Here is a 23,496-nt window from a genome sequence, read left to right on the forward strand (position 1 = left end):
TACGAGGTTTTCATGGCGACTCGCTTCAAGCATTCAGCGTTGACTCTGTTGGCAGCCTCCGTGGCGGCGGTGAGCGCGTTGCTCAGCCCCGGTGCCCAGGCCGAAGGCAAGATCAGCATTGCCCAGCAATTCGGTATCGGTTATTTGATTCTGGATGTGGTGCGCGACCAGCAGCTCATCGAGAAACAGGGCAAGGCCCAGGGACTCGACATCACGGTCGACTGGAACAGCATTTCCGGCGCCACGGCGATGAACGAGGCGTTGTTGGCCGGCGCGCTGGATGTGGTGTCGGCGGGCGTGCCACCGATGCTGACGATTTGGGATCGAACCAAAGGCAAGCAAAACGTCAAGGCCATCGCCTCGCTGGGCTCGATGCCCAACTACCTGCTGACCAATAACCCGAATGTGAAGAGCTTGAAGGACTTCACCGAAAAGGACCGCATTGCGGTGCCGGCGGCGGGCGTCGGGTTCCAGTCACGCACGTTGCAGATCGAAACGGCCAAGCAGTTTGGCAATGACCAATACAAGAAATTCGACGACATCTCGATCAGCCTGGCGCATCCGGATGCAACGGCGGCACTGATTGCCGGCGGCTCGGAAATCAGCTCGCATTTCTCCAGCCCACCGTTCCAGTATCAAGAGCTGCAAAGCCCCAACGTCCACAAAGTGCTGAGTTCCTACGATGTGCTGGGCGGCCAGTCCACGTTTAACGTGCTGTACACCACCGAAAAATTCCACGACGAGAACCCGAAAACCTATAAGGCGTTCTACGACGCATTGGCCGAAGCCGAGAAAATCATCAAGGCCGACAAGGCCGCCGCTGCCCAGACCTATATCCGGGTGGAGCAATCGAAGTTGCCGTTGCCGCTGGTTGAGAAGATCGTCAACGACCCCGAAATCGAATTCACCATCACGCCCCAGCGCACCGCTGTTTATGCGCAAAAGCTACAGACGCTGGGCGTGTTGAAAAACAAGGCGGACAGTTGGAAGGATTACTTTTTCGAAGAAGCGCATGGTGGTGCAGGTAGCTGATCCGATCGCTTTTTGTGGGAGCCGGCTTGCCAGCGATAGCGATCTGAAGGACGCCATCGCCCGTAAGCCGGCGCCTGCGGGTCAGCGGGAGATAATCCCGTGATCGATGGCGTATTTGACCAGTGCCGCTGGTTTATCGATGTTGAGTTTGCGGCGGATGCTCAGGCGATGGGTTTCCACCGTGCGCACGCTGATGTCCAGTTCCCGCGCCATTTCCTTGTTGTTCAACCCCTGAGCCATTTTGTACAGCACCTGGCTTTCGCGGGGTGTCAGCTCGTTGTCGGTGTTTTTGTCGGCAATCAACCTTTGGGCGATTTCGGCGCTGTAGAAGGTCCCGCCGCTGGTGATTGCTTCGATAGCGGCAATGATTTCCCGTGAAGGCGCGTTCTTCAGCACATAGCCGCTGGCGCCGGAGCGCACCGATTCACTGACGTACTCGTAGTTGTCGTACATGCTCAGTACCAACACCTTGAGCGACGGATACTGGCTGCGCAGCACGCGGGTCAGCTCCAGGCCATTCATGTCGCGCAGGCTGATGTCGACCAGCAGCAGGTCTGGCTGACAGCGCCCGACCATCTCGATCGCCTCCGCACCATTTTCCGCTTCGCCCACCACTTCCAGGGGCGCCATGACGGCCAGCAGCGCCTTGATGCCGTCGCGGACCAGGGAGTGATCGTCGACCAAAGCGACACGAATCGGGGAGGGCAGGTTCATGGCAGGCTTCACTCTTGTTGTTGGGTCAGCGGTGGCTGCCGGTTAATTTCATCGGCAGCAGAACGTCGAGCTCACTTCTTCCCGGCATCGATATCAGGTCGAACCGGCCACCAAAATGTTCAACGCGCTCACGGATATTGCGCAGGCCGATGCCGGCGTGAAGCCGCTCCACCTGGGCGACGTTGAAGCCGACGCCGTCATCGACCACAGTCAACCGCACCGATTGTTCACAGCCGCGCAGGGTAATGGAAACGTTGTTGGCCTGGGCGTGGCGTTCAATGTTGGTCAGGCCTTCCTGAACGATGCGAAACAGCGATACCGCTGCGCCGTCGACCAACTGACAGTCAAATTCGTTGTCGTTGTAAGTCACGGTCAGGCCGCTGCGCTGCTCGAATTCGGCGGCCAATTGCCCGATGGCTGCCGATAGGCCGAGGGTGTCGAGCAGGGATGAACGCAGGTCGTGGGACAGGCTGCGGACCTCGCCAATCGCATCGCCCAGGCGCTCGGTGGCGACTCTTAACGTGCTCAAACCCTTATCGTGGGCCTGTGCACTTTCCAGAAGGTGGCTGGCCAGTTCGAACTGAAACTTGATCGAGACCAACACCTGGCTGACGCCGTCGTGCAGCTCGCGGGAAACCCGTGAGCGTTCTTCCTCTTGCAGGCTGACGATACGCTGGGTCAGGCGCTGGAGTTTTTTGTCCGCCAATCGATGCTCACTGACATTCAGGGTCATGCCGGTGGCGAAGACAAACAGCACCGCCACCAACGCAACCACGGCAATCGCCATCATGGTTTTGCGGATGCCCATGGCGACTTCGGCGCGGGCCTGTTGGGTGGCGCGTTCGACGTCTTCGAGGTAAATGCCGGTGCCGAGCATCCAGCCCCAACGGTCGAGCATCACCACGTAGGCGAGCTTGTCTGTCACTTGGCCGGAGGAGGGTTTGTTCCAGGCGTAGCGTTGGAAACCTTCGCCGGATTGCGCACTTTTCAGCAGCGCCTGGATCACCGGCAAACCGTGCGGGTCCTTCATGTCCCACAGGTATTGGCCCACCAATTCCGACTGCCGCGCGTGCATCAGGCTGCGGCCTTCGTGGTCGTAGACGAAGAAATAGCCGTTGATGCCAAAGCTGAGCTTGCGCAGTTCTTCGAGCACTCGTTGCTGAGCGTGGGAATCACCGTGGCCGTCGTCGTACAGCGGCGCGATCAGGCTTTGCGCCATTTCCACGTAGTTTTTCAGTTCCGCACGCTTGCTCGCCAGGATGCTGTCTTCGATGAGCTGCGCCTGTTGATCACCCAGTTGGCGATTCAGGGAAATCACCAGCGCGCAGATGACGGCAATGGCCAGCACCAGCGGAAGAATCCCGAGGGCGACGATTTTGTGTTTGAGCTGCATCTCTAATCCTGGCCGGGCCGGGGGAGGGCGAAGGCTCGGCATCATATGCCAAAGCGAGGGCGAGCCAGTAGCGCGGCTGGACGGAATGACCAATGGCCGGGATGTCTTGAGTTGAAATACCAACCCTGTAGAGGTGAGCCTGCTCGCGATGGTGGTGCATCAGGCGACATCTCTGTTGAGTGACAGATTGCTATCGCGAGCAGGCTCGCTCCCACAGGAAATCAACAGCGTCTACGTAGAACTACGTAGACGCGGCGTACGTAGTAACGCGGATTTATTTGTGGACGCCATGCGCGGATATTGGGCCAGCTCCGCTCAGCGGACACAATTATAAAAATTACCGCCGCAGTCACGAGCTGTCGGCAGGAGACCCTCTATGCCCCGTCTGGCTAAACACCTCGCCTGGTTTGCCGTGGCTGTCCTTGGAGCGTTTGCGCTGAGTGTCGTGGCCCTGCGCCGCGGCGAAGCGATCAACGCCCTGTGGATCGTCGTCGCAGCCGTCGCTATTTACCTCGTTGCCTACCGCTATTACAGCCTGTTCATCGCCAACAAAGTGATGCAGCTCGACCCCAATCGAGCCACTCCCGCTGTGCTCAACAACGACGGTCTGGACTACGTACCGACCAACAAACACGTGCTGTTCGGTCACCACTTCGCGGCCATCGCCGGCGCGGGGCCTCTGGTCGGTCCGGTGCTGGCGGCGCAAATGGGCTACCTGCCCGGCACGCTGTGGCTGATCGCCGGTGTGGTGCTGGCCGGTGCGGTGCAGGATTTCATGGTCCTGTTCATGTCGACTCGCCGCAACGGTCGCTCTCTGGGTGACATGGTCCGCGAAGAAATGGGCCGCATCCCCGGCACTATCGCGCTGTTCGGCTGCTTCCTGATCATGATCATCATCCTCGCGGTGCTGGCGCTGATCGTGGTCAAGGCCCTGGCCGAAAGCCCTTGGGGCATTTTCACGGTGATGGCGACCATCCCGATCGCGATGTTCATGGGCATCTACATGCGCTACATCCGTCCGGGCCGTATCGGTGAAATCTCCGTGATCGGTGTATTGCTGCTGCTGGGTTCGATCTGGCTGGGCGGGCAGATTGCCGCCGATCCGGTGTGGGCCAAAGCGTTTACCTTCACCGGAATCCAGATCACCTGGATGCTGATTGGCTACGGTTTTGTCGCTGCTGTTTTGCCGGTATGGCTGATTCTGGCGCCGCGTGACTACCTGTCGACCTTCCTGAAAATCGGCACCATCGTCGCCTTGGCCATCGGCATTCTGGTGACCATGCCCGAGCTGAAAATGCCGGCACTGACCCAATTCATCGACGGCACTGGCCCAGTGTGGAAGGGCGGTCTGTTTCCGTTCCTGTTCATCACCATCGCCTGTGGCGCGGTTTCGGGTTTCCACGCGCTGATCGCTTCCGGCACCACCCCGAAACTGCTGGCCAGCGAAGGTCATGCCCGCTACATCGGTTACGGCGGCATGCTGATGGAATCCTTCGTCGCCATCATGGCCATGGTTGCCGCCTCGGTGATCGATCCGGGCGTCTACTTCGCCATGAACAGCCCAGCCGCCGTGGTCGGCGCCGATGCGGTAGCCGTGGCACAGACTGTCAGCAGCTGGGGTTTTGCGATTACTCCGGAAGCGCTGCAAGCGGTGGCCCACGACATCGGTGAAACCACCATTCTGGCCCGTGCGGGCGGTGCGCCGACCCTGGCGGTCGGTATCGCGCAGATCCTGCACCACGTTCTGCCGGGTGAGAACACCATGGCGTTCTGGTACCACTTCGCGATTCTGTTCGAGGCGCTGTTCATCCTGACGGCGGTGGACGCCGGCACCCGAGCCGGACGCTTCATGCTGCAAGACTTGCTCGGTTCCTTCGTGCCGTCCTTGAAACGTACCGAATCCTGGACTGCCAACCTGATCGCGACCGCCGGTTGCGTGGCGATGTGGGGTTATCTGTTGTACCAGGGCGTGATCGATCCGCTGGGTGGCATCAACACCTTGTGGCCGCTGTTCGGTATTTCCAACCAGATGCTGGCCGGTATCGCGCTGATGCTCGGCACTGTCGTGCTGATCAAAATGAAACGCCAGCGCTACGTTTGGGTCACGCTGTTGCCAGCGGTGTGGTTGCTGATTTGCACCACCACCGCCGGTTTCATCAAGCTGTTCGACGCCAACCCGGCAATCGGCTTCCTCGCCCTGGCCAAAAAATACAGCGATGCACTGGCCAACGGTCAGGTGCTGGCGCCGGCCAAGAGCATCGACCAGATGCAGCACGTGATTTTCAACGCCTACACCAACGCCACGTTGACCGCGTTGTTCCTGTTCGTGGTGTTCAGCATCCTGTTCTTTGCCCTCAAAGTCGGCATCGCCGCCTGGGGCACCAAGGAACGTACGGATAAAGAAGCGCCATACCAGGCACTGCCGAATGCTTGAACGAGGAATGCAGCATGTTCAATGACCTGAGTCGTCTCGGTAAATACCTCGGTCAGGCCGCGCGCCTGATGGTGGGCATCCCCGACTACGACAATTACGTCGAGCACATGCAAACCAAACACCCGGACAAGCCGCTGATGGACTACGAGGCGTTCTTCCGCGAACGCCAGGAAGCCCGTTACGGCAGCAAGGCCGGGCCGAAGTGCTGTTAACGTAATACATCCAGGCAACACCCCACTGTAGGAGCCGGCTTGTCGGCGATGGCGATCTCACGGACGCCATCGCCGGCAAGCCTGCTCCTACAGTTTTTTGTGCGTGCGGCTTATAGCCGTTTGTCGGGCGTATCGGTATGCTCGACCTGCTCTCCAATCGCCAATGATAAACAACCACAGTGATGCCATGAGCCAATCTGAACCGCGTGCGAACGTTCTAGCGCTGTATCCGGAAGACTCCCGCGAGGCAGCGGCTCTGCTCAAGCAGGCCGTACCACTGATGGTTCGGCACAACATCCCGCCCAATCCCGTGCATTACGCGCTCTGGTACACCTACAGCAAAGGTCAGGATCCGGAACTCAATCGGCACCTGGACCGCGTTCTCAAAGACTTCGACTACTTCCCGCCAGAATCCGCCAGCCGGCTTTTTCGCGAATACATCATTCGTGATGAACTGGACGGTGTCCGCGCGGAGCAGCAACAGGTCATCAGCCTGGTGGACGGCATGGAGCGCGACGTTTCGCGCAGTGTCGAGGGCAGTCTGAATTTTCAGAACCGTCTTGGCGAGTGCCTGGACATGCTGGCCGAACCGGTCAGTGATCGCTTGCCGGTCATCTTGACCGAACTGCAACAGAGCACGCGGGTGATGCAGGGCCAGCAGGAACGCTTTCTTTCTCAGCTGCAGTCGGCGCAGAGCGAGATCAAGAGCCTGCGTGACAAACTCGAACGCGCCCAATTGGCCGCGACCCTGGATGGCCTGACCGAACTGCTCAACCGCACGGCCTTCACTCGTCTGTTGGAGCAGGCGTTGTGCAAGCCATCGCGGCGGGTGGCGCTGGTCATGCTGGATATCGACCACTTCAAGCAATTCAATGATCAGTACGGTCATCCGCTGGGCGACCGGGTGCTCCAACATGTCGGCCAAGTGCTGCGCGGTGCGCTGCCAGCCAAGGCTTTTGCGGCGCGCTACGGTGGAGAAGAATTCTGCGTGGTGCTCGAAGATTGCGCCGACCTCACCAGTGCTCGCGCCTTCGCCGAGCATCTGCGCCTGAAAACCCAGTCATTGCGTATCAAGGCGCGCGGCACCGATACCGTGCTGGACACGATCACGGCATCCTTCGGTGTCGCGTTCACACAACCTGGCGACAATCTGGAAAGTCTGCTGACGCGCGCAGACGACGGGCTGTACGAAGCCAAGCGCGGCGGGCGTAATCGGGTGCATTGCATTGAGCAAACTACGGCCGTGCGGAAGTGAACCTGCGCTGCTGTTGAATCGCGCAAGTCCACTTCAGTGGCGTGTGTCTATTGACCGTCCATACTGCGCGGTAGTCCGAGAGGATTGGTTTCACGCAACGCTTCGGGCAACAACGCATCCGGAAAACCCTGATACGACACTGGTCGCAAGAAACGCTCAATGGACGTCATGCCCACCGACGTGAAGCGGCTGTCTGAAGATGCCGGAAACGGGCCGCCGTGGATGGTGGCAAACGACACTTCCTGGGGATGGGCAAAGGCATTGACGACAATGCGCCCCGTGCGCCTCTCCAGAACGGGCAACAAGCGTTGGGCCAGTTCGAGATCAGTCTGTTCAAGGTGCATCGCTGCGCTGAGTTGACCCCGCAGCGAGCGCGCCACCGCGAGCATTTCGGACTCATCCTTGACCTTCACCAGCAACGCCGCCGGGCCGAACACTTCGTGCGCCAGTGCCGTTTCGCTGAGGAAACGCTGGCCGTCGACTTCCAGCAATGCCGATCGGCCATCGAGGTCCGCATGGGAAACCGCGCCCACGGCAACCAGATTGGCGCCGGCGCTTTGCAGGTGGTCGATACCGCTGTTGTAGGACGCGTGAATGCCCGGCGTCAGCATCGGCCGCGCCGAAGCGTCGGATACTCGCTTGACCATCGCCGCGCGCAAGGCTTCGAAACCTGTTCCCTCGATAACGATCAGGATCGCCGGTTTAAGGCAGGCTTGCCCGACATTGACCAGCATGCGCTCAATGAACCCATCGCCGATCTCTGCGCCACGCGCGGCCAGCGCCTGGGGCAGGATGAACGTGGGGTTGACGCTGGTCATCTCGGTAAACACCGGGATCGGTTCCGGGCGCAATTGCGCGCGGCGATACAACGCCATGCCGCCTTGTTCGGAGCCGGTGAAGGTCACGGCCTTGATCAACGGATGGTCAACCAGCGCTTCGCCAATCGCGTTGCCGCCGCCGCGCACCATCGAGAACACGCCTTCCGGCAAGCCACTGTCTTGCACCGCTTGGCGGATGGCCCGCGCCTGAATTTCCGAGGCTCCGGGATGGGCGTTGTGTGCCTTGACGATCACCGTCGCGCCGGCCGCCAATGCCGACGCGGTGTCGCCACCGGCCACCGAGTAACTGATGGGGAAGTTGCTCGCACCAAAAATTGCCACCGGGCCGATGGCGATTTTCTGCAAGCGATGATCCATGCGCGGGCGCGGCTGGCGTTCAGGCTGTGCCGGGTCGATGGCCAATTGCAGGAAACGCCCTTTGCGCACGACATCGGCGAACTGGCGGAACTGCGTCGCTGCCTTCAATGCTTCGCCTTCCAGTTGCGCCTCGGGCAGACCCGTTTCCAGTGCGGCTCGAGCGGCAAGTTCCTTGCTGACGGCGGCGATGTTGTCGGCAATACGTTCGAGGAACGCCGAGCGTTCGGCGAGCGTGGTATGGCTGTAACGATCGAACGCCTCGTCGGCGAGATTCGCTGCCAGGTCCACATCGGCTAAGCCACCGAAGGCGAAATCCGGCTCGATAAACTGGTTAGTAGCGGGGTTGAGCGCCTTCATCGTCCCTTCGGAGGCAGGGATTTCATTGGCGCCAATGATGAGATTTCCGGTCAATTTCATGGCGTGATCACTGCTTCAGGGTGGCGATGAGTTCGTCGGTTGCCACAATCGAGTGGGCATAGGTCGGGCCGTTCAGTTCATGGGCGGCGTGCATCATTTCCGGCTTGAACGCGGCGGTGGCGTCACGAACCAGGGTGACGTGGTAGCCGAGTTCCTGGGCATAACGGGCTGTGGCTTCGATGCAGGTGTTGGCCAGAAGACCGACGATGATCACGTGGGTAATGCTTTTTTGCTTGAGGCGAAAATCCAGGTCGGTATTGGCGAAACCGCTGGAACCCCAGTGTTCTTGCACGACAATGTCGCCTTCTTGAGGCGCGAAGTCGGGATGCCATTCACCGCCCCATTCACCACGCGCGAAGTGGTGCATGTGCTGGATCTTGCATTGGGTCGGGCTCGGGTGATCCCAGTTTTCGTAGTCGCCTTGTTCCCAGCGACGGTGCGGTACGATGAACACCGGAATGTCGAGGGCGCGGATGGCGCGGTCGAGGGTGCGCAGGTTTTCGAGCAGGCCGACCTGGTCGGCAATCGGCTTGACCAGCGGATAGATTTTTCCGCCGTCTGACAGAAAATCGTTGTAGGGATCGACCAGCAGATAAGCGGTGCGATCGAGAGGATAAGCTGCATTCGACATGACAAATCTCCAGAGAAATTGACTGACCGGTGCCACGGGCTTGCCCCGTCGCATTGTTGATATGATAATCATAGTTACTGTGAAAGAGGCAAGCCCGTATGGCGGTAAAGAATAGTTCTGCTCAAACCCTGTGCCCGATCGCCAGGGCCGAGGCGATCGTCGGTGATCGCTGGACCGTGTTGGTATTGCGCGAGTTGTTCATGCGCAATCATCGATACGACGAGATCCAGGCGCAGACGGGCGGAACGCCGCAAATGATCGCTGCACGCTTGAAAAGTCTGGAGGCTGACGGCATGGTCGTGCGTCGCGCTTACAACGAGCGACCGCTGCGCTACGAGTACCATCTCAGCGAGAAAGGCCAGGCCTTTTACTCGGTGATTCTGGCTCTGCGTGCCTGGGGCGAAACCTGGTGTAAATCGGAAGAGGAGGGGTTGGCCGTGCGCTATACCCACCAGGCTTGCGGGCATCCTGCCGGGTTGGGGCCGCTCTGCGAACACTGCGCAGAACTGCTGCGCCGAGACGAGTTGATCAGCGAACCGAGCGAAGCGTACGCCACCGAGCGACAGGAACGGCGTGACGCGTTCAAGGGCAATCGCAAGGCTGGTACAGGAGTGGTAGATAACGCCGATTGACGAGCGCCGCTTTTACTATTTGTTCGAATAATAGTAACCATCACCGATCACAAGTTCTGTTTTGCCGGGAAACAAGGAAAATCGCGCCCAACTAAAGTCTTCTCCAGGAATCGGCGCGATGAACATTTTTACCCGACTCACTCTGACCGCTTCCTTGCTGTTGTCGGGCTGCGCTTCCGCGCCGAACGACCCGACATTGACGCTGCAAACGAAAAAAGCACCGGGGGACTACGCGCATTGTGTCTTGCCCAAACTGCAAGAAGACGCATTGAACGCGACAGTGTCGGAAACGCAGCGCAGCTATCGCATCGTGGTTTCCAGCAAAGTCGCTGCAAACGATGTGCTTGAGGCTTACAAGGCGTCGAACGGCGGCAAGGTTTTCCTGTACGAACGCACGTTGCTGGCCTCGACGTTCGGGCCTTCGACACTTGAGCGCGCTGCACAGGAATGCCTCTAAGGCGGCAGCCGAAACGGTTACGGGTTCACGGCTGCCGTGCTGCTGCGCAGCGTCAATTCGAAGGGCAACACCACATGCCGCTGTGCCAGCGGTTTCTTCTCGATCAGTGCAATCAGCATCTCGACGGCTTTCTGGCCGAAGACTTCGGCGGGTTGTGCGATGGTCGTCAGCGGCGGATCGCAATACGCCGCGAAGGGAATATCGTCGAAACCCACCAGCGAAATATCTTCGGGCACCCGCAAGCCCAGTTGCTTGATGCGCTTCAACGCGCCGATGGCCATTTCATCGTTTTCGCAAAACAGCGCGGTTGGACGCTCGGACAGGTTCAGCATTGCGGCTGCGCCTTCATCACCGGCCTTCAGGCTGAAATCACCGTGGCAGATCAATGCCGGTTCGGAGTCGATGCCGGCTTCACGCAGTGCGTCCTGATAACCGGCCACGCGATCGCGGGTCAGCGGGCTGCTTTTCGGCCCTTTGATCAGGCCGATCCGGCGATGGCCCAGTTCGAGCAGGTGTTCGGTCATGGTCTTGGCCGCCGCGCGATTGTCCAGGCTGATGGTCGGATGCCGTCCGCCCTGAATCACCTCGCATGCGTTGACGATGGGTGGCAGCTCGGCGTTGGGGAAGGGCGCCTCGAATGGGTCGTAGGCGCGCAACTGGATCACGCCGTCGGCCTGATGGTTGTACACCAGCTCGGCGAATTCCCGTTCGATCTCCTCGCGGCCCTGGGTGTCGCACAGCAACAGTCGATAATTGGCGGCTTGGGCCGCCTGTTGTGCGCCGCTGATGACCCGGGCAAAAAAGGTGTTGGCGATGGCCGGCACCAGAATCACCAGGTTGCCGGTGCGGCGTGAGCGAAATTGCACCGCCATCAGGTTCGGCCGGTAACCGGCTTGTTCCACGGCTGCGTTGACCTTGTCCCGGGTCTCGGGGAGGACTCGCTCGGGCGATTTCAGTGTCCGGGACACCGTGGCCACCGAGACGCCGGCCAGCCTGGCTACTTCACGGATATTGGACAAATTCACCTCGATATCGAACCGCTCGGTCGGCGAGCTTAACGCAGGTTAGCCCTGCGCAGAAATGTTCATCGATTCAATCCGGGGTTTGACAGGTCCCCAAACTGCGCTTAAATTTCCGCCACGATGTAACCGGTTACATCATGACCGGATTCAAGTCTGAACAGTCCGTTTCAAACAGAGAAAAGTGCGATGAACGCTGCAGTGCCAAAAATAAGAATGGGATTTGTCGGGGGCGGCGAGGGCGCTTTCATCGCTCAAGCCCACCGGCAGGCCGCCGGGCTCGATGGTCGTTTTGAACTGGTGTGCGGTGCGTTCAGCCGAGACGTGCAGAACAATCAGCGCACCGGCATCGCGCTGAATTTGCCTGCTTCGCGTTGCTATAGCGACTGGCAGCAGATGATTGAGGCCGAACGCGCGTTGCCCGCCGAGCAGCGCATGGAGTTGCTGGTGATCGTCACCCCCAACCATTTGCACGCACCGGTTGCCAGCCAGGCGCTGAGCGAGGGTTTCCACGTGTTCAGCGAAAAACCGGCGGCGCTGAATCTGGCCGAATTGCTCGCGCTCAAAGACGTGGTCGAACGCAGCGGCCGCCTCTACGGCCTGGCCCATACCTATCTGGGTTATCCGATGGTCTGGCAGGCGCGGGAGATGGTGCGTCGCGGCGTGATCGGCAAGGTGCGAAAGGTCATTGTCGAATACCCCCAAGGCTGGCTCAGCCAGGACGTGGCCGGGCAGGGCAACAAGCAGGCCGAATGGCGCGACCGGCCCGAGCAATCCGGTTTGGGCGGCTGCATTGGTGACATCGGCACCCACGCCTTTTCCCTGGCCGAGTTCGTCGCGGATCAGCCGATCCAGCACCTGTGCGCCATGCTAGGCGTGCACATCGCTGGCCGCCAGTTGGACGATGACGCCTCGATGCTGTTCAAGATGGTGGACGGCGCCAGCGGCGTGCTGATCGCGAGCCAGGTCTGCGCGGGTGAAGAGAACCCATTGAAGATCCGCGTCTACGGCGACAAGGGCGGCCTGGAATGGCGTCAGGAAGAACCCGCGAGCCTGATCCACCGTGCCCACGATCAACCGTTGCGAATCTTGCGTTCCGGCGTCGGTCAGCCGTGGCTATGCGAAGCGGCCAGCCAGCGCATGCGACTGCCTGCGGGGCATCCCGAAGGCTATCTGGAAGCCATGGCCAATCTCTACGGCGATTTTGCCCGCGCCATTCGTGGTGAGGTCGCAGGCCACGATGCTCCTGGCGTGCCCGGGATCGACGTCGGCCTGCGCGGTATGGCGTTCATCGAAACCGTCATCGCCAACCACCGTGGTGATGATAAGTGGACCGAACTGGTCTGCACCCCATGACTCTGGAGACTTCCATGACCGACGCTATTCCAGCCGGCATGCGCGGCCCGGGGATTTTCCTCGCGCAGTTCATGTCCGCCGAAGCACCTTTCGACACCCTGGCCAACATTGCCCGTTGGGCGGCGTCGCAAGGTTACAAAGCCATTCAATTGCCAACGCTGGGCACCCAGTTCATCGACCTTGCGCGCGCCGCCGAAGATCAAAACTATTGCGACGATTTGAAAGCCGTCTGTGCTCGGGCCGGCGTCGAAATCAGTGAGCTGTCGACGCATCTGCAAGGTCAGTTGGTGGCGGTGCATCCGGCGTTCGACACGCTGTTCGATGACTTCGCACCGGCTCATCTGCGCGGCCAACCCCAGGCGCGTACCGAGTGGGCCATCGACCAATTGAAACTCGCCGCGCGCGCCAGTCAGCGTTTGGGTCTGAAAGCCCATGCGACTTTTTCCGGCGCGCTGCTCTGGCCCTACATCTACCCTTGGCCGCAACGGCCGAGCGGTCTGGTCGAACAGGGTTTTGCCGAACTGGCCAAGCGCTGGCTGCCGATTCTCGACTGTTTCGAAGAGGCCGGCGTCGACCTGTGCTACGAAATTCACCCCGGCGAAGACCTGCACGACGGTGCCTCGTTCGAGCGTTTCCTGGAGGCGGTCGATCACCATCCGCGCGCGGCGATTCTGTATGACCCGAGTCACCTGTTGCTGCAGCAAATGGACTACCTGGGTTTCATCGATCGCTACCACGACCGCATCCGCATGTTCCACGTCAAGGATGCCGAGTTCCGGCCCGATGCCCGTTCCGGGGTCTACGGCGGGTATCAGGGCTGGGTTGAGCGACCGGGGCGTTTTCGTTCATTGGGCGATGGCCAGATCGATTTCAAATCGATCTTCAGCAAACTGACCCAATACGACTTCGCCGGGTGGGCGGTGCTGGAGTGGGAGTGCTGCCTGAAGGATTCCGCGCAGGGCGCCGCAGAAGGGGCCGCGTTTATCGAACGACACATGATCAACAAGACCCAAAAGGCATTCGACGATTTCGCCAGCGTGTCCTCCGACGCCGCTTTCAATCGACGGCTGCTGGGATTGCCTGACGCCTGAATCCACTTTTCTCGCACAAAAACAACAATAAGACGGTGACAGTTATGACCACGATGACCGCGCGGCTCAGCGCAATGATGTTCCTGCAGTTCTTTATCTGGGGTGGCTGGTTCGTCACCCTCGGCACCTTTCTCGCCAGCAATCTGGGTGCCACTGGCGGGCAGATCGGCATGGCGTTTTCGACCCAGTCATGGGGTGCGATCATCGCGCCGTTCGTAATCGGTTTGATTGCCGACCGCTTCTTCAATGCCGAGCGCATTCTTGCGGTGTTGCATCTGGTGGGCGCGGTATTGCTCTATCAACTGTATCGAGCGCCGGACTTCAGCACGTTTTATCCGTTCGTGCTGGCCTACATGATGATCTACATGCCAACCCTGGCCCTGGTCAATTCCGTCGCCTTCCGCCAGATGAGCGACCCGGCGCTGGAGTTTTCGCGGATCCGTGTGTGGGGCACCATCGGCTGGATCGTCGCCGGTGTGGTGATCAGTTTTGTGTTTGCCTGGGACTCGCAAGCGGCGATCTCGTCAGGCGGCTTGCGCAATACCTTCCTGATGTCGGCGATTGCATCGCTGCTGCTGGGGCTCTACAGCTTTACCTTGCCGCGTACCGCCCCGCTCAAAGGCGAATCAACCGGCGGCCTCAAGCAGATACTCGGGCTGGATGCTCTGGGTTTGCTCAAGGATCGAAGCTACCTGGTGTTCTTCATTGCCTCGATCCTGATTTGCATCCCATTGGCGTTTTACTACCAGAACGCCAACCCGTTCCTGGCGGAAATCGGCGTGACCAACCCGACGGCGAAAATGGCCATCGGTCAAGTGTCCGAGGTGCTGTTCATGTTGCTGCTGCCGCTGTTCATCCACCGCTTCGGGATCAAGATTGCGCTGTTGGTGGGCATGCTGGCGTGGGCGTTGCGCTACCTGTTGTTCGCCTACGGCAACAACGGCGACCTGGCTTTCATGCTGTTCACCGGCATCGCCTTGCACGGCATCTGCTATGACTTCTTCTTCGTTTCCGGGCAGATCTACACCGACGCCAAGGCTTCGGAGCGCTTCAGGAGCTCGGCCCAGGGTCTGATTACATTGGCGACTTACGGCTTGGGCATGCTGATCGGTTTCTGGGTGGCGGGGCAGGTGACCGACCACTACGCCGCGACGGCGGGTAGCCATGACTGGAAAAGTATCTGGCTGTTCCCGGCCGGTTTTGCCCTGGCGATCTTTTTCTGTTTTGCTCTGGCGTTCAAGGGGCGGCAGGCCGTGGTTGTGCCAACGACGGTCTGACAAGGGCGGGTTTGTCGGAGGTCTTGAGTGACCTCCGACGCAGCTCATCGCGAGCCCTGAAGTCCGGCCGTTGCGAGTGCAGTTACCACCTGTTTTTCGATTTCCTTTTCATCCAGCCCACGGCCGAAATGCTTGAGGTAGCGGCCCTGGGCGTCGAGTAGAAACAGAATGGTGGAGTGGTCCATCATGTACTGCCCCGGTTGGTCGCCGGACGGCACTTTTTTGTAATACACGTGATAGGCGTCGGTGATGCGGGTGATCTCTTGCGTCGAGCCGGTCAAGCCGACGAAGTTGTCGGCGAAGTACTTCACGTATTGCTTGAGTTTTTTCGGCGTGTCCCGCTCCGGGTCGATGGTGACGAAGATCGGTCGCACCGTGATGCCTTGCTGTTGTTGCAGTGCCCGACTGATGCGGGCCATTTTCGCCAGGTCGGTGGGGCAGATCGCCGGGCAGGTCATGAAGCCGAAATACAGCAACGCCGGTTCGCCAAAACTGCGTTCGGTGACGCGTTGGCCATTCTGATTGGTCAGCTGGAACGGTCCGCCGATATCAGTGCGGGTTGCCGCTGTCGTGCAGGTCGCCAGCCCCATCAACAGCAGTGTCGCTAGCCACTTCATCACTCAATACCCTCCCGAATAGGTCAATGCCAGGCCAACCAGTTCAGACATCTGACCGTCCTCTTTCTGGGTGCCGGCGGACAGCCCGAGCTTGATCTGACCGGTGATGTTGTAGGTCAGGCTCAGCTCGTTGAGGTAGTCCTGGCGATCCGCGCCTCCGGTGGATTCGCGATGTTTGTCGGTGCGGGTCGCGCCCAGGGCCCAATCACCGAAGTCGAACGTCAGTGAGGTGGTCAGGTAACGGGTGTCATTGCCCTGAATGCCGTCTTCATTGTCGACATCGGCGAATTCGACAAAGGGCACGATATCGAAGTAGCGCCCGGCCAGCGTTGGCTCCAGATCGGTAGTTGGCTCATAGGCCCAGATGTAGCGCGCAGACGCGATCTTGATGGTTTCATCGTCTTCACCAGGCGGGTTGGGCTGCGTCTCATCCTCGGCCTGTTTGTTGAGCATGTAGCCGGCCTGCATTTCCAGATAAGGCACCGCCGGAATGGCTATCCAGTTCACCGTCACAGCGTAGGAATCGAGTTTGCCGGTATTCGATGGGCCGCCGTCGCTGCGCTCGAGTTTCTCGCCATGGCGCAGATAGGGTCGGCCGAGGAATGAATTGTCCGCGGTATAAATACTCACGTTCGGCTCGATCATGCCCAGTTGCTGATCGAAAAAGCGATACGCCACCGTGCCACCCAGCATGCCGTCGAGGTCGTAGGTGCTGACGAAATCTTCGGTGTAGAGGCCGGGTGCCTGGTCCTGGGCGCGACCGAACGGCACGTGGTATTTGCCGACCGAAAACGCCGAGTTGGCGTTGTTCTGGTAGTAGTTGAGGTCATTGATCACCAGGCCCACGTCTTCAAAGAAACGCTTTTGCCCCGGCTCAGGCCCGGCGACGGGGTTGATTTCGGTGGCCAGCTGGATCTGCTGATCGTGGGTGAAGCGAAAGTAGAACGTGGTGTTAATGTCCGGGTAGGCGTCCGTGGTGTTGCGATTGCCGCCCTGTGGCACGTCGGCATGCGTGTGGTCATATTGAAAGGTCGCGTCGTAATCCATTCCGACGTTGGGGTATTGGCCGTCATCGGCCAGCACCGCCTCGACACCGCACACCGTTCCCACCAACAACACAGCCAAGCGATAGTTGCTCATGGCGCCCCCTTTACTTGATCAGCGGGCTGGACGCTTTCGGGTCCTGTCCGGTGTTGCGCAGGTAGGAGCACAACTGGTTGTTCTCACCGTACAGGCCACCCAGGGGTTCGAGCTTGACCGCCTGCTCGTAGTCCTCGGGCTTGACTACCTGGATCGCCTGCATCATGCCGCCGTCCTCATGTTCGAGGATATGGCAGTGGTAAACGAACTTGCCGAGGATCACCGGATCGCGAAAGGGAATGCGCACGGTGATCGAGCCTGTGGCGGGGATAAACACGTTGTCCCGATAGCCGCTGAATTGCACCGGTTTGCCATTGATTTCGGTGACCTGGAAATCCACCTGATGGATATGAAACTGGTGCAATTCCTGGGACGGATTGAACAGCCGCCACTCTTCGACATCGCCCAGTTTCACCGTGGTGTTGACTCGGTCCAGTTCGAAACGGGTGCCGTTGATCAGGAACGCATTGGGGTCGGTGTCCGAGTCCTGGAAGGCAAACTGGCGGGTCTTGTTCACCGCGATCTTGCTGAAATCCTCGGCCGGCGGATAGGCACTGGTGATCTGCCGGGTCGCGACTGGCTGGCCACTTGAACGGAGCACGGCGAGCTTGGCCGCCGGGTAATCATCACCGGCCGGGCCGGTATTGCCGGAGCCGGTTTCGACTTGATAGGAACCGGCGGGCGGCCCGACTACCAACACACTGAAACGCGCCGATGGCCCGATCAACACCTGGTCAGTATCGACCCGGCGCGTAACCGTGTTGCCGTCGCGCGACAACACCTGCATCGACTGCCCGTTGATGCGAATCCGGAAGTACTGGTTGGCGGCGATGTTGATGAAATGCCAGAGCTGGGTTTCTCCGGGCTTGATGTCGATGATCGGCACTTCCTGGCCGTTGACGGTGCGAATCGACGGAGCACTGGTGATGATCTCGCTGGCGACTTTACCGGTCAGGGTTTTCTGAAAGTTGCGCAGGACCAGCACCTGTTCCTTGATGCCCTTGAGTTCGGGAAACGGATCGAGCATGCCGTCGACCAGGATCGGTCCGGCAATCCCGGCCGAGACCTGGCGCTGCGATCCGCCATGAAAATGGCTGTGATACCAATAGGCGCCGGGGCTGTGTTGCAGCGGCAACTTGACGTTGTATTCACCCACCTGGTGGGGCTGGGTCACGCGAAAGATATTGTCGCCCTGGTCCAGCGGCGACACCTGCATGCCGTGGAAATGCAGGTTGGTAATCTCGTCCATGCGGTTGTCCAGGCGGATCGCCATCGTCCCGCCCGGCCGCGTGCGTATCAGCGGCGAATCGTAATCGCCGTTGAATACCAACGAGACATATCGCTCATTACCGACGTTGACCTGCTGCTCCGCCGCCGTCAGCGTGGCATGGGTCACGCCGCTGGCATCGTAGGTAAATTCCGGGTTCTGGCGCAGCGGTTGGGACGCGGGCTCAGTAGCGTGCTGGGTCATACAACCGCTTAATGCAAGAGCGACGGCGCTCGCGCAGAGTGCAAAGGGGCGGACGCTGAAAGCTCTGGGCATGATCGCGACCTACGGTGGCGTGGCGAGGTACTGCGTGTGCTCATCAGAGATGCTTTTTTTCTTCCTTGTCCAAATGACGGTCTTCCTTGTGTCGTTCTTTCTCCAGTTCCTTGGCTTCTTTATCGATGTCCTTGCCGTCGCGGTCGATGTCTTGTTCCACATCACGTGTGCCATCCCTGACGTCCTTCGCGACATCGCCTTCAGCCTGTGCGATGCCGAAAGAGGAAATGAGCCCCGCGCCGAGCAGTGAAGTGACGAGAATTGCTTTAAGAGTACGCATGGGATGCCTCCCGTTTCGCAAACTGGACCCAGTTGAAAAAGTAGGAGCAAATGCGAGGTATTTCCAATCCGTCGGTCGATTCATCCGGACATCAAAACCTGTGGGAGCGAGTTGTCCGCGATGAGGCCTTCACATTCGAAATCGATGTGACTGATACGGCTTCATCGCGAGCGGGCTCGCTCCCACAGTTGATCGAGTTTGAGAACGAAAAAATTAGCTCTGGGGCACTACCCGGGCTTCGCTGCCGGCGCCTTCGACATAAACGTTCATGCCTTTGCTCAGTGACGGATTGATCGGTTGGGTCACCGAAACCAATACGCCGCTGTTGGTCCTGACAATGATTTGCTGGCCGGCTTTTGGCTGATCGTATTGTTTCTTTTCCGCATAGTTGCCGCCGGCCGCACCGGCGAGGGCGCCGGCGACCATCGCAACGTCGCGACCGGTGCCACGCCCGATCAAACTACCGAGCGCGACGCCGCCGATACCGCCCAATATGGCGCCGACCCCGCTGTCGTGATTGGTCTGCATCTGAACCTGGGAAATCTGCTCGATTTTGCCCGAACGAATCTCCATCTCACCGGCACCTCCGCTCCCGGCGTCAACCGCGGCACAGGCGCACAGCAGCACACTCAACAGCGAAATCGTCAGCCAGGATGCGAAAGTTTTCATCGTCGGACTCCAACGTTTGGGGGACATGGATCACGTAGCGCACCCCATTACGCTAGACGAAAAAAACCGTACGTGTTTTTCAACGCATCGCGGCTTCTTTTTCCAGCCAGTCGAGAAACTCGGAAAAACCGCTTGAACGCTTGGCGCGCCGTGGATAGACCAGGGTGTAACGTCCGCCGGTAACGATGCTGCCGGAATGCACTCGCACCAGTTGCTGAGTGAGCAGTTCATCCGTTGTGAGAACGGCATCGACGAGGGCGATGCCCTGGCCACATTTCACAGCGACGATCGCGGACTCCAGCGTATCGAATGTCAGATGCGGGTTATCGGCGCCGGTGGAGTCCGGGTAGTACTCGTCCCAGCGACGCCAGTCCAGTCGATCCATGCTCGAATCCACCAACCGCGCGGTCTTGAGTACTTCCTCTGGCGAACTGCCAATGAGCAGTTCCGGTGAGCACACGGGGATCAGTTCCTCTTCCCACAACTCCAGCGCTTCGAAGTCCGGCCATGTGGCGGTGCCATAGGCGATCATCGCGTCGATCGATTCAAAGGCAAAGTCGGGAAAGCGGTGATACACCGTATCGACCGTGATGGTCACTTGCGGATGCAAGCGATAAAACGCCGTGAGTCGCGGAATCAGCCAGCGCGCCGCCATGGTCGGATGCGCCCGCAGGCTGACGCTTCTACCGACTGTCGCGAGCATGTGCGAGGCGTCCGACAGCAGGCCGATGACTTGCTCCGCCACCGGTACCAGCGATTTGCCTTCGGCGGTGAGCACGATTTTGCGCGTGTGCCGTTCGAAAAGGCGGCTCTCCACGCGCGCCTCCAGCTGCGCGATCTGCCGACTCACCGCGCTCTGGCTCAGATTGAGCTGCTCACCTGCCTGGCCAAAATTGCCCGTCTTCGCAACCGTCAGGAAGGCCTGCAAAAGCTCAATGGATGGCAGTTGGCGGCTCATGTTTCTATGCGCTCCTCGCATGGGATTTATGCAGATACATCACTGTAATTCCGGATGTTCGGGGCACATTCTTAGCCGAAACAACGACGCCGCGCTACGCGTCATTTTCAACCTGCCGGTGCCCCTTATGAATATTCCACTAGCAGCATTTGCCAGCGTGTCGGCGCCCCAGGGTGATTTGCCTCGTGAAGTCGACGTAGCGATCATCGGCGGCGGCCTGATGGGTTGTGCATGCGCCTACTACCTTAGCAAGGCGGGCGCCAAGGTCCTGGTGCTCGACAAAAGCGTGATCGCCGGCCAGCAATCGTCACGGGCGTGGGGGTTTGTGCGCCAGCAATCGCGCGACGAAGCCGAAGTGCCGCTGATGCAGGCCAGCATCGAGATCTGGCGCTCACTGGAACGCGAACTGCAAACCGACCTGGGATGGCGCAACGACGGCTGTCTGTTCGTCGCCGGTAATGAGGCCGAGCGTGAAGGTTACGAATCCTGGCTGAGCGTCGCACGCAGCTTTTCGGTCGATACCGTGATGCTTTCGCCGCGTGAAGTGGCGAAGAATCTGCCGGGCTACGCCGTCCCGCAACTGGGTGGTTTGTTTACCGCCAGCGACGGTCAGGCGGAACCCACGCTGGTGGCTCGCGCTTTTGCGATGCGTGCCCGTGAGCTGGGCGCGCACATTGCCGAACAGTGTGGCGCCAAAGGCATCGACGTCGCCGCCGGCCAGGTCGTCGGCGTTGAAACCGAGCGCGGTTACGTGAAGGCGAACACCGTCGTGTGCGCTGCGGGCGTCACCACGTTTCGCTTACTGAAAATGCTCGGTATCGAACTGCCGCAGCAACTGGTCCGCGGAACGGTGGCGCGGACCACGGCCGGCCCGACGCTCAGCGGCATTTCGACGATCGCCAACGGCGTGGGTTTTCGGCAAAGACGGGACGGCAGCTTCAACCTCGCCGACGACGCCCATGTCGACGTCGACATGACGCTCGGCCACCTGCGCGCCTTGCATTGGTATGCGCCTTCGCTTTGGGCGCACCGCAAATCGTTTCGGTTCAACCTCAACGGTGCATGCCTGACGGATCTGCACCAGCGCATGCCATGGTCGGAAGCGTCGCGGCTGGGTGCGGGAATTCATCAGCGCAATCCGCTCATCCCACCCAATGACAAGGGCCTTGGAACGGCCATGCGCGCGCTGAAGGCCGCGTTTCCCGGGCAGGCAAATACGCAGATTGCCAATCGCTGGGCTGGCGGGATCGATGTCTTGCCGGACGGCATTCCCGTCATCGACGCCCATACGACCCCGCGCGGTCTGGCCGTCGCCACCGGGTTCTGCGGCCACGGCTTTGCCATGGGCCCGGTCGTGGGCAAAACCTTGTCTGACTGGATCGACTCAGGCGATCCGGGGCTGGACATGCATCAACTGCGCCTTTCGCGCTTCGCCGAGGGCGACGTCAAGCCGCCGTCTTCGCTGTTCTAGTCGATACCCACTTGATTACGTTCACGCCACTCGGGGGAAATACGGTGACAGACGACCTCTCGCAAACCCTCTACTACGATCCCGCGTCGGTGGCCGGCAAAGCGCCGCCAATCAACGACGAGACCGATATTCTCATCGTCGGCGCGGGCCCGGCGGGCCTTGCTGCTGCACTGACCGCCGCTGGCCACGGCCTGCGCGTGACCCTGGTGGATGAGAATCCGGTGCCTCTCGAAACCATGGGCGAAGAAGTGCCTCTGCATTTCGGCGGACGCATGGGCGCAGCGGTGGCCAATCACAACAGCGTGCTGCAGACCCTGCTCGACGCCCGGCCGGAAATCGCCGAAGCGCTCGAGGCCGGTGTCGACGTGCGGCTCGGCACGGCGGTCTGGGGCCTGTTTCCTCAGCAACGCACCACGGCATGGATCGAGGGGGCGGTGGCGGGTCTCGCCGATGCCGAAAACGCCTGGCTGCTGCGCTTCAAACAGGTGATCGTCGCTGCCGGAAGGCGCGACATGGGCCTGGCCTTTGACGGCTGGCATCGCCCTGGCGTCATGGGTGTCAGTGCCGCACATCGGCTGGCGACGGTTTACGGCGCACTGGAATGCCAACGCGCGGTGCTGATCGGCAGCGACACGCAAGCGCTGGCGACGGCCCATGCGCTGGTCAGCAAAGGCGTGCACATCGCTGCAATCATCGAACAGGCCGCACAGGTGAGCGGCGATTCGACGCTGCTCGGTCTGTTGGTCGAGCAGGGCGCTCGGGTGTTGACCGGGCATGTGATTCGTGAGGCGGACGGGGATGCGTTTGGCGTCAAACGGGTGATCGCGGTCGCCGTCGACACGGTGGGTCGCCCCGTTGATGGGGCGCTGGTCGAAATCGAATGCGACACGGTGTTGCTGGGGGTGGCCGCCATTCCCGCGATCGAACTGGTCGAGGCGGCAGGGTGCAACACGTCATTTCAGGCCGACCGTGGCGGCCACGTCAGCGACGCGGATCTGACGCAGCGCACGTCATTGCCATTCGTCCTGGTGGCCGGTGACTGCGCCGGTGTCTGGGCATCGAAAAGTCTCGACGACAATGTTGCTCGCTGTGAAGGGCGCATCGCCGCACAAACCGCGCTAGACGCATTGGGTGTCGATATTGCCCTGGATGACAGCGTGCCGACACCCGACGAACCTCCCATCGATATCGCCGCCAATCGCACGGCGTGGGTGCGTGGATCCACCCTGCATGCTCAAAACGAACCTTTCGTGTGCCTGTGCGAAGAGGTCACGGCCAGCGAAATCCTGGGGCAACAGCCGCCGCGTTATCTCGACTGGACGCCCACCGATGCGGCGTTGAAAAACGGCCTGCAAAATGCCGCGCCCAACCCCGATGTCACCAAGCGCCTGACCCGGGCCTGCATGGGACCTTGCCAGGGGCGGCGTTGCCGCGAACAGGTCGCGACCTTGCTTGGCATCGGCGCCGGCCTGAGTGTCGAGGCCATTGCGCTTGCTTCCTATCGTCCGCCGGTGCGCCCGCTGTCCCTGCAGCAGGCGGGACAGATCGAGGAAACGCCGCAGATGCGCAGCCGCTGGGATGCCTGGTTCGACATGCCGTCGCAGTGGACGCCGTTCTGGCTGTGCTCCGGGCAGCAAACTGTCGCCACGCGCCCGCAAGACGCCGTCCGTCCCATCCACCCATCGCATAACGAGGGCTGACA

General features: G+C 60.3%; 22 protein-coding genes. 11 read left to right on the top strand and 11 right to left on the bottom strand.

Annotation, left to right across the window (positions count from 1 at the left end; all coding sequences use genetic code 11):
* The first annotated feature begins 12 nt into the window (after window positions 1-12).
* Window positions 13-1,032, top strand: coding sequence for an ABC transporter substrate-binding protein (locus ABVN21_RS06955; RefSeq protein WP_339556303.1), 1,020 nt, complete (start codon window positions 13-15; stop codon window positions 1,030-1,032).
* An 81-nt stretch (window positions 1,033-1,113) separates the two neighbouring features.
* Here ABVN21_RS06955 and ABVN21_RS06960 read toward each other — a convergent pair whose 3' ends face one another.
* Window positions 1,114-1,746 (bottom strand): response regulator transcription factor, encoded by a 633-nt coding sequence (locus ABVN21_RS06960; RefSeq protein ID WP_339556304.1) that lies wholly within the window; start codon window positions 1,744-1,746, stop codon window positions 1,114-1,116.
* 25 nt (window positions 1,747-1,771) lie between these two features.
* Window positions 1,772-3,139, bottom strand: a complete 1,368-nt coding sequence (locus ABVN21_RS06965; RefSeq protein WP_339556305.1) for a cache domain-containing protein — start codon at window positions 3,137-3,139, stop codon at window positions 1,772-1,774.
* Between the two features lie 376 nt (window positions 3,140-3,515).
* On the opposite strand from ABVN21_RS06965, the gene ABVN21_RS06970 reads away from it, so the two are divergent.
* From ABVN21_RS06970 to ABVN21_RS06980, 3 genes are all read left to right on the top strand, one after another.
* Window positions 3,516-5,573: a carbon starvation CstA family protein gene (locus ABVN21_RS06970; RefSeq protein WP_339556306.1), complete on the top strand. Its 2,058-nt coding sequence runs from the start codon at window positions 3,516-3,518 to the stop codon at window positions 5,571-5,573.
* A gap of 14 nt (window positions 5,574-5,587) precedes the next feature.
* On the top strand, window positions 5,588-5,785 hold the full coding sequence (locus ABVN21_RS06975) for a YbdD/YjiX family protein (protein ID WP_339556307.1): 198 nt from the start codon (window positions 5,588-5,590) through the stop codon (window positions 5,783-5,785).
* A gap of 187 nt (window positions 5,786-5,972) precedes the next feature.
* Complete coding sequence (locus ABVN21_RS06980; protein ID WP_339556308.1) at window positions 5,973-7,040, top strand: GGDEF domain-containing protein; 1,068 nt, start codon at window positions 5,973-5,975, stop codon at window positions 7,038-7,040.
* Between the two features lie 47 nt (window positions 7,041-7,087).
* On the opposite strand, the gene ABVN21_RS06985 is transcribed toward ABVN21_RS06980, so the two are convergent.
* Together ABVN21_RS06985 and ABVN21_RS06990 are read right to left on the bottom strand one after the other, a co-directional pair.
* Window positions 7,088-8,653 carry an aldehyde dehydrogenase (NADP(+)) gene (locus ABVN21_RS06985; RefSeq protein WP_339556309.1) on the bottom strand — a complete coding sequence of 522 codons (1,566 nt, stop codon included), beginning with the start codon at window positions 8,651-8,653 and terminating at the stop codon, window positions 7,088-7,090.
* A gap of 7 nt (window positions 8,654-8,660) precedes the next feature.
* A complete protein-coding gene (locus ABVN21_RS06990; RefSeq protein ID WP_339556310.1) occupies window positions 8,661-9,284 on the bottom strand; it encodes an isochorismatase family cysteine hydrolase in 624 nt (207 codons plus the stop codon).
* A 98-nt stretch (window positions 9,285-9,382) separates the two neighbouring features.
* On the opposite strand from ABVN21_RS06990, the gene ABVN21_RS06995 reads away from it, so the two are divergent.
* A complete protein-coding gene (locus tag ABVN21_RS06995) occupies window positions 9,383-9,916 on the top strand; it encodes a helix-turn-helix domain-containing protein (RefSeq protein ID WP_339556311.1) in 534 nt (177 codons plus the stop codon).
* A gap of 118 nt (window positions 9,917-10,034) precedes the next feature.
* Window positions 10,035-10,373 (top strand): hypothetical protein, encoded by a 339-nt coding sequence (locus ABVN21_RS07000; protein ID WP_339556312.1) that lies wholly within the window; start codon window positions 10,035-10,037, stop codon window positions 10,371-10,373.
* A 17-nt stretch (window positions 10,374-10,390) separates the two neighbouring features.
* Here ABVN21_RS07000 and ABVN21_RS07005 read toward each other — a convergent pair whose 3' ends face one another.
* On the bottom strand, window positions 10,391-11,392 hold the full coding sequence (locus ABVN21_RS07005; protein WP_339556313.1) for a LacI family DNA-binding transcriptional regulator: 1,002 nt from the start codon (window positions 11,390-11,392) through the stop codon (window positions 10,391-10,393).
* 189 nt (window positions 11,393-11,581) lie between these two features.
* Here ABVN21_RS07005 and ABVN21_RS07010 point away from each other — a divergent pair, with 189 nt between their 5' ends.
* The 3 genes from ABVN21_RS07010 to ABVN21_RS07020 are packed head-to-tail and all read left to right on the top strand — an operon-like array spanning window position 11,582 to window position 15,116.
* Window positions 11,582-12,748, top strand: coding sequence for a Gfo/Idh/MocA family oxidoreductase (locus ABVN21_RS07010; protein ID WP_339556314.1), 1,167 nt, complete (start codon window positions 11,582-11,584; stop codon window positions 12,746-12,748).
* Window positions 12,749-12,786: 38 nt separating this feature from the next.
* Window positions 12,787-13,839: a sugar phosphate isomerase/epimerase family protein gene (locus tag ABVN21_RS07015; RefSeq protein WP_339556336.1), complete on the top strand. Its 1,053-nt coding sequence runs from the start codon at window positions 12,787-12,789 to the stop codon at window positions 13,837-13,839.
* Window positions 13,840-13,883: 44 nt separating this feature from the next.
* The gene (locus tag ABVN21_RS07020; RefSeq protein ID WP_339556315.1) at window positions 13,884-15,116 is read left to right on the top strand and encodes a nucleoside permease; all 1,233 of its coding nucleotides are present in this window, start codon (window positions 13,884-13,886) and stop codon (window positions 15,114-15,116) included.
* Between the two features lie 44 nt (window positions 15,117-15,160).
* On the opposite strand, the gene ABVN21_RS07025 is transcribed toward ABVN21_RS07020, so the two are convergent.
* The 6 genes from ABVN21_RS07025 to ABVN21_RS07050 all read right to left on the bottom strand — a co-directional run bounded on the left by ABVN21_RS07025 (window position 15,161) and on the right by ABVN21_RS07050 (window position 20,323).
* Complete coding sequence (locus ABVN21_RS07025; protein ID WP_339556337.1) at window positions 15,161-15,733, bottom strand: SCO family protein; 573 nt, start codon at window positions 15,731-15,733, stop codon at window positions 15,161-15,163.
* A 3-nt stretch (window positions 15,734-15,736) separates the two neighbouring features.
* On the bottom strand, window positions 15,737-16,873 hold the full coding sequence (locus ABVN21_RS07030) for a hypothetical protein (RefSeq protein ID WP_339556316.1): 1,137 nt from the start codon (window positions 16,871-16,873) through the stop codon (window positions 15,737-15,739).
* Between the two features lie 10 nt (window positions 16,874-16,883).
* A complete protein-coding gene (locus tag ABVN21_RS07035; protein WP_339556317.1) occupies window positions 16,884-18,344 on the bottom strand; it encodes a multicopper oxidase domain-containing protein in 1,461 nt (486 codons plus the stop codon).
* A 115-nt stretch (window positions 18,345-18,459) separates the two neighbouring features.
* Entirely contained in the window at window positions 18,460-18,696 is a 237-nt protein-coding gene (locus ABVN21_RS07040; RefSeq protein WP_339556318.1) for a hypothetical protein, read from the bottom strand.
* 213 nt (window positions 18,697-18,909) lie between these two features.
* Complete coding sequence (locus ABVN21_RS07045; RefSeq protein WP_339556319.1) at window positions 18,910-19,365, bottom strand: glycine zipper 2TM domain-containing protein; 456 nt, start codon at window positions 19,363-19,365, stop codon at window positions 18,910-18,912.
* A gap of 79 nt (window positions 19,366-19,444) precedes the next feature.
* Window positions 19,445-20,323 (bottom strand): LysR substrate-binding domain-containing protein, encoded by an 879-nt coding sequence (locus tag ABVN21_RS07050; protein ID WP_339556320.1) that lies wholly within the window; start codon window positions 20,321-20,323, stop codon window positions 19,445-19,447.
* Window positions 20,324-20,450: 127 nt separating this feature from the next.
* Between ABVN21_RS07050 and ABVN21_RS07055 the strand changes: the two genes are divergently transcribed.
* On the top strand, window positions 20,451-21,794 hold the full coding sequence (locus ABVN21_RS07055) for an FAD-binding oxidoreductase (protein WP_339556321.1): 1,344 nt from the start codon (window positions 20,451-20,453) through the stop codon (window positions 21,792-21,794).
* Window positions 21,795-21,838: 44 nt separating this feature from the next.
* Entirely contained in the window at window positions 21,839-23,494 is a 1,656-nt protein-coding gene (locus tag ABVN21_RS07060) for an NAD(P)/FAD-dependent oxidoreductase (RefSeq protein WP_339556322.1), read from the top strand.
* Window positions 23,495-23,496 lie beyond the last annotated feature (2 nt).

The organism is Pseudomonas sp. MYb327, assembly GCF_040438925.1.
GTDB lineage: Bacteria > Pseudomonadota > Gammaproteobacteria > Pseudomonadales > Pseudomonadaceae > Aquipseudomonas.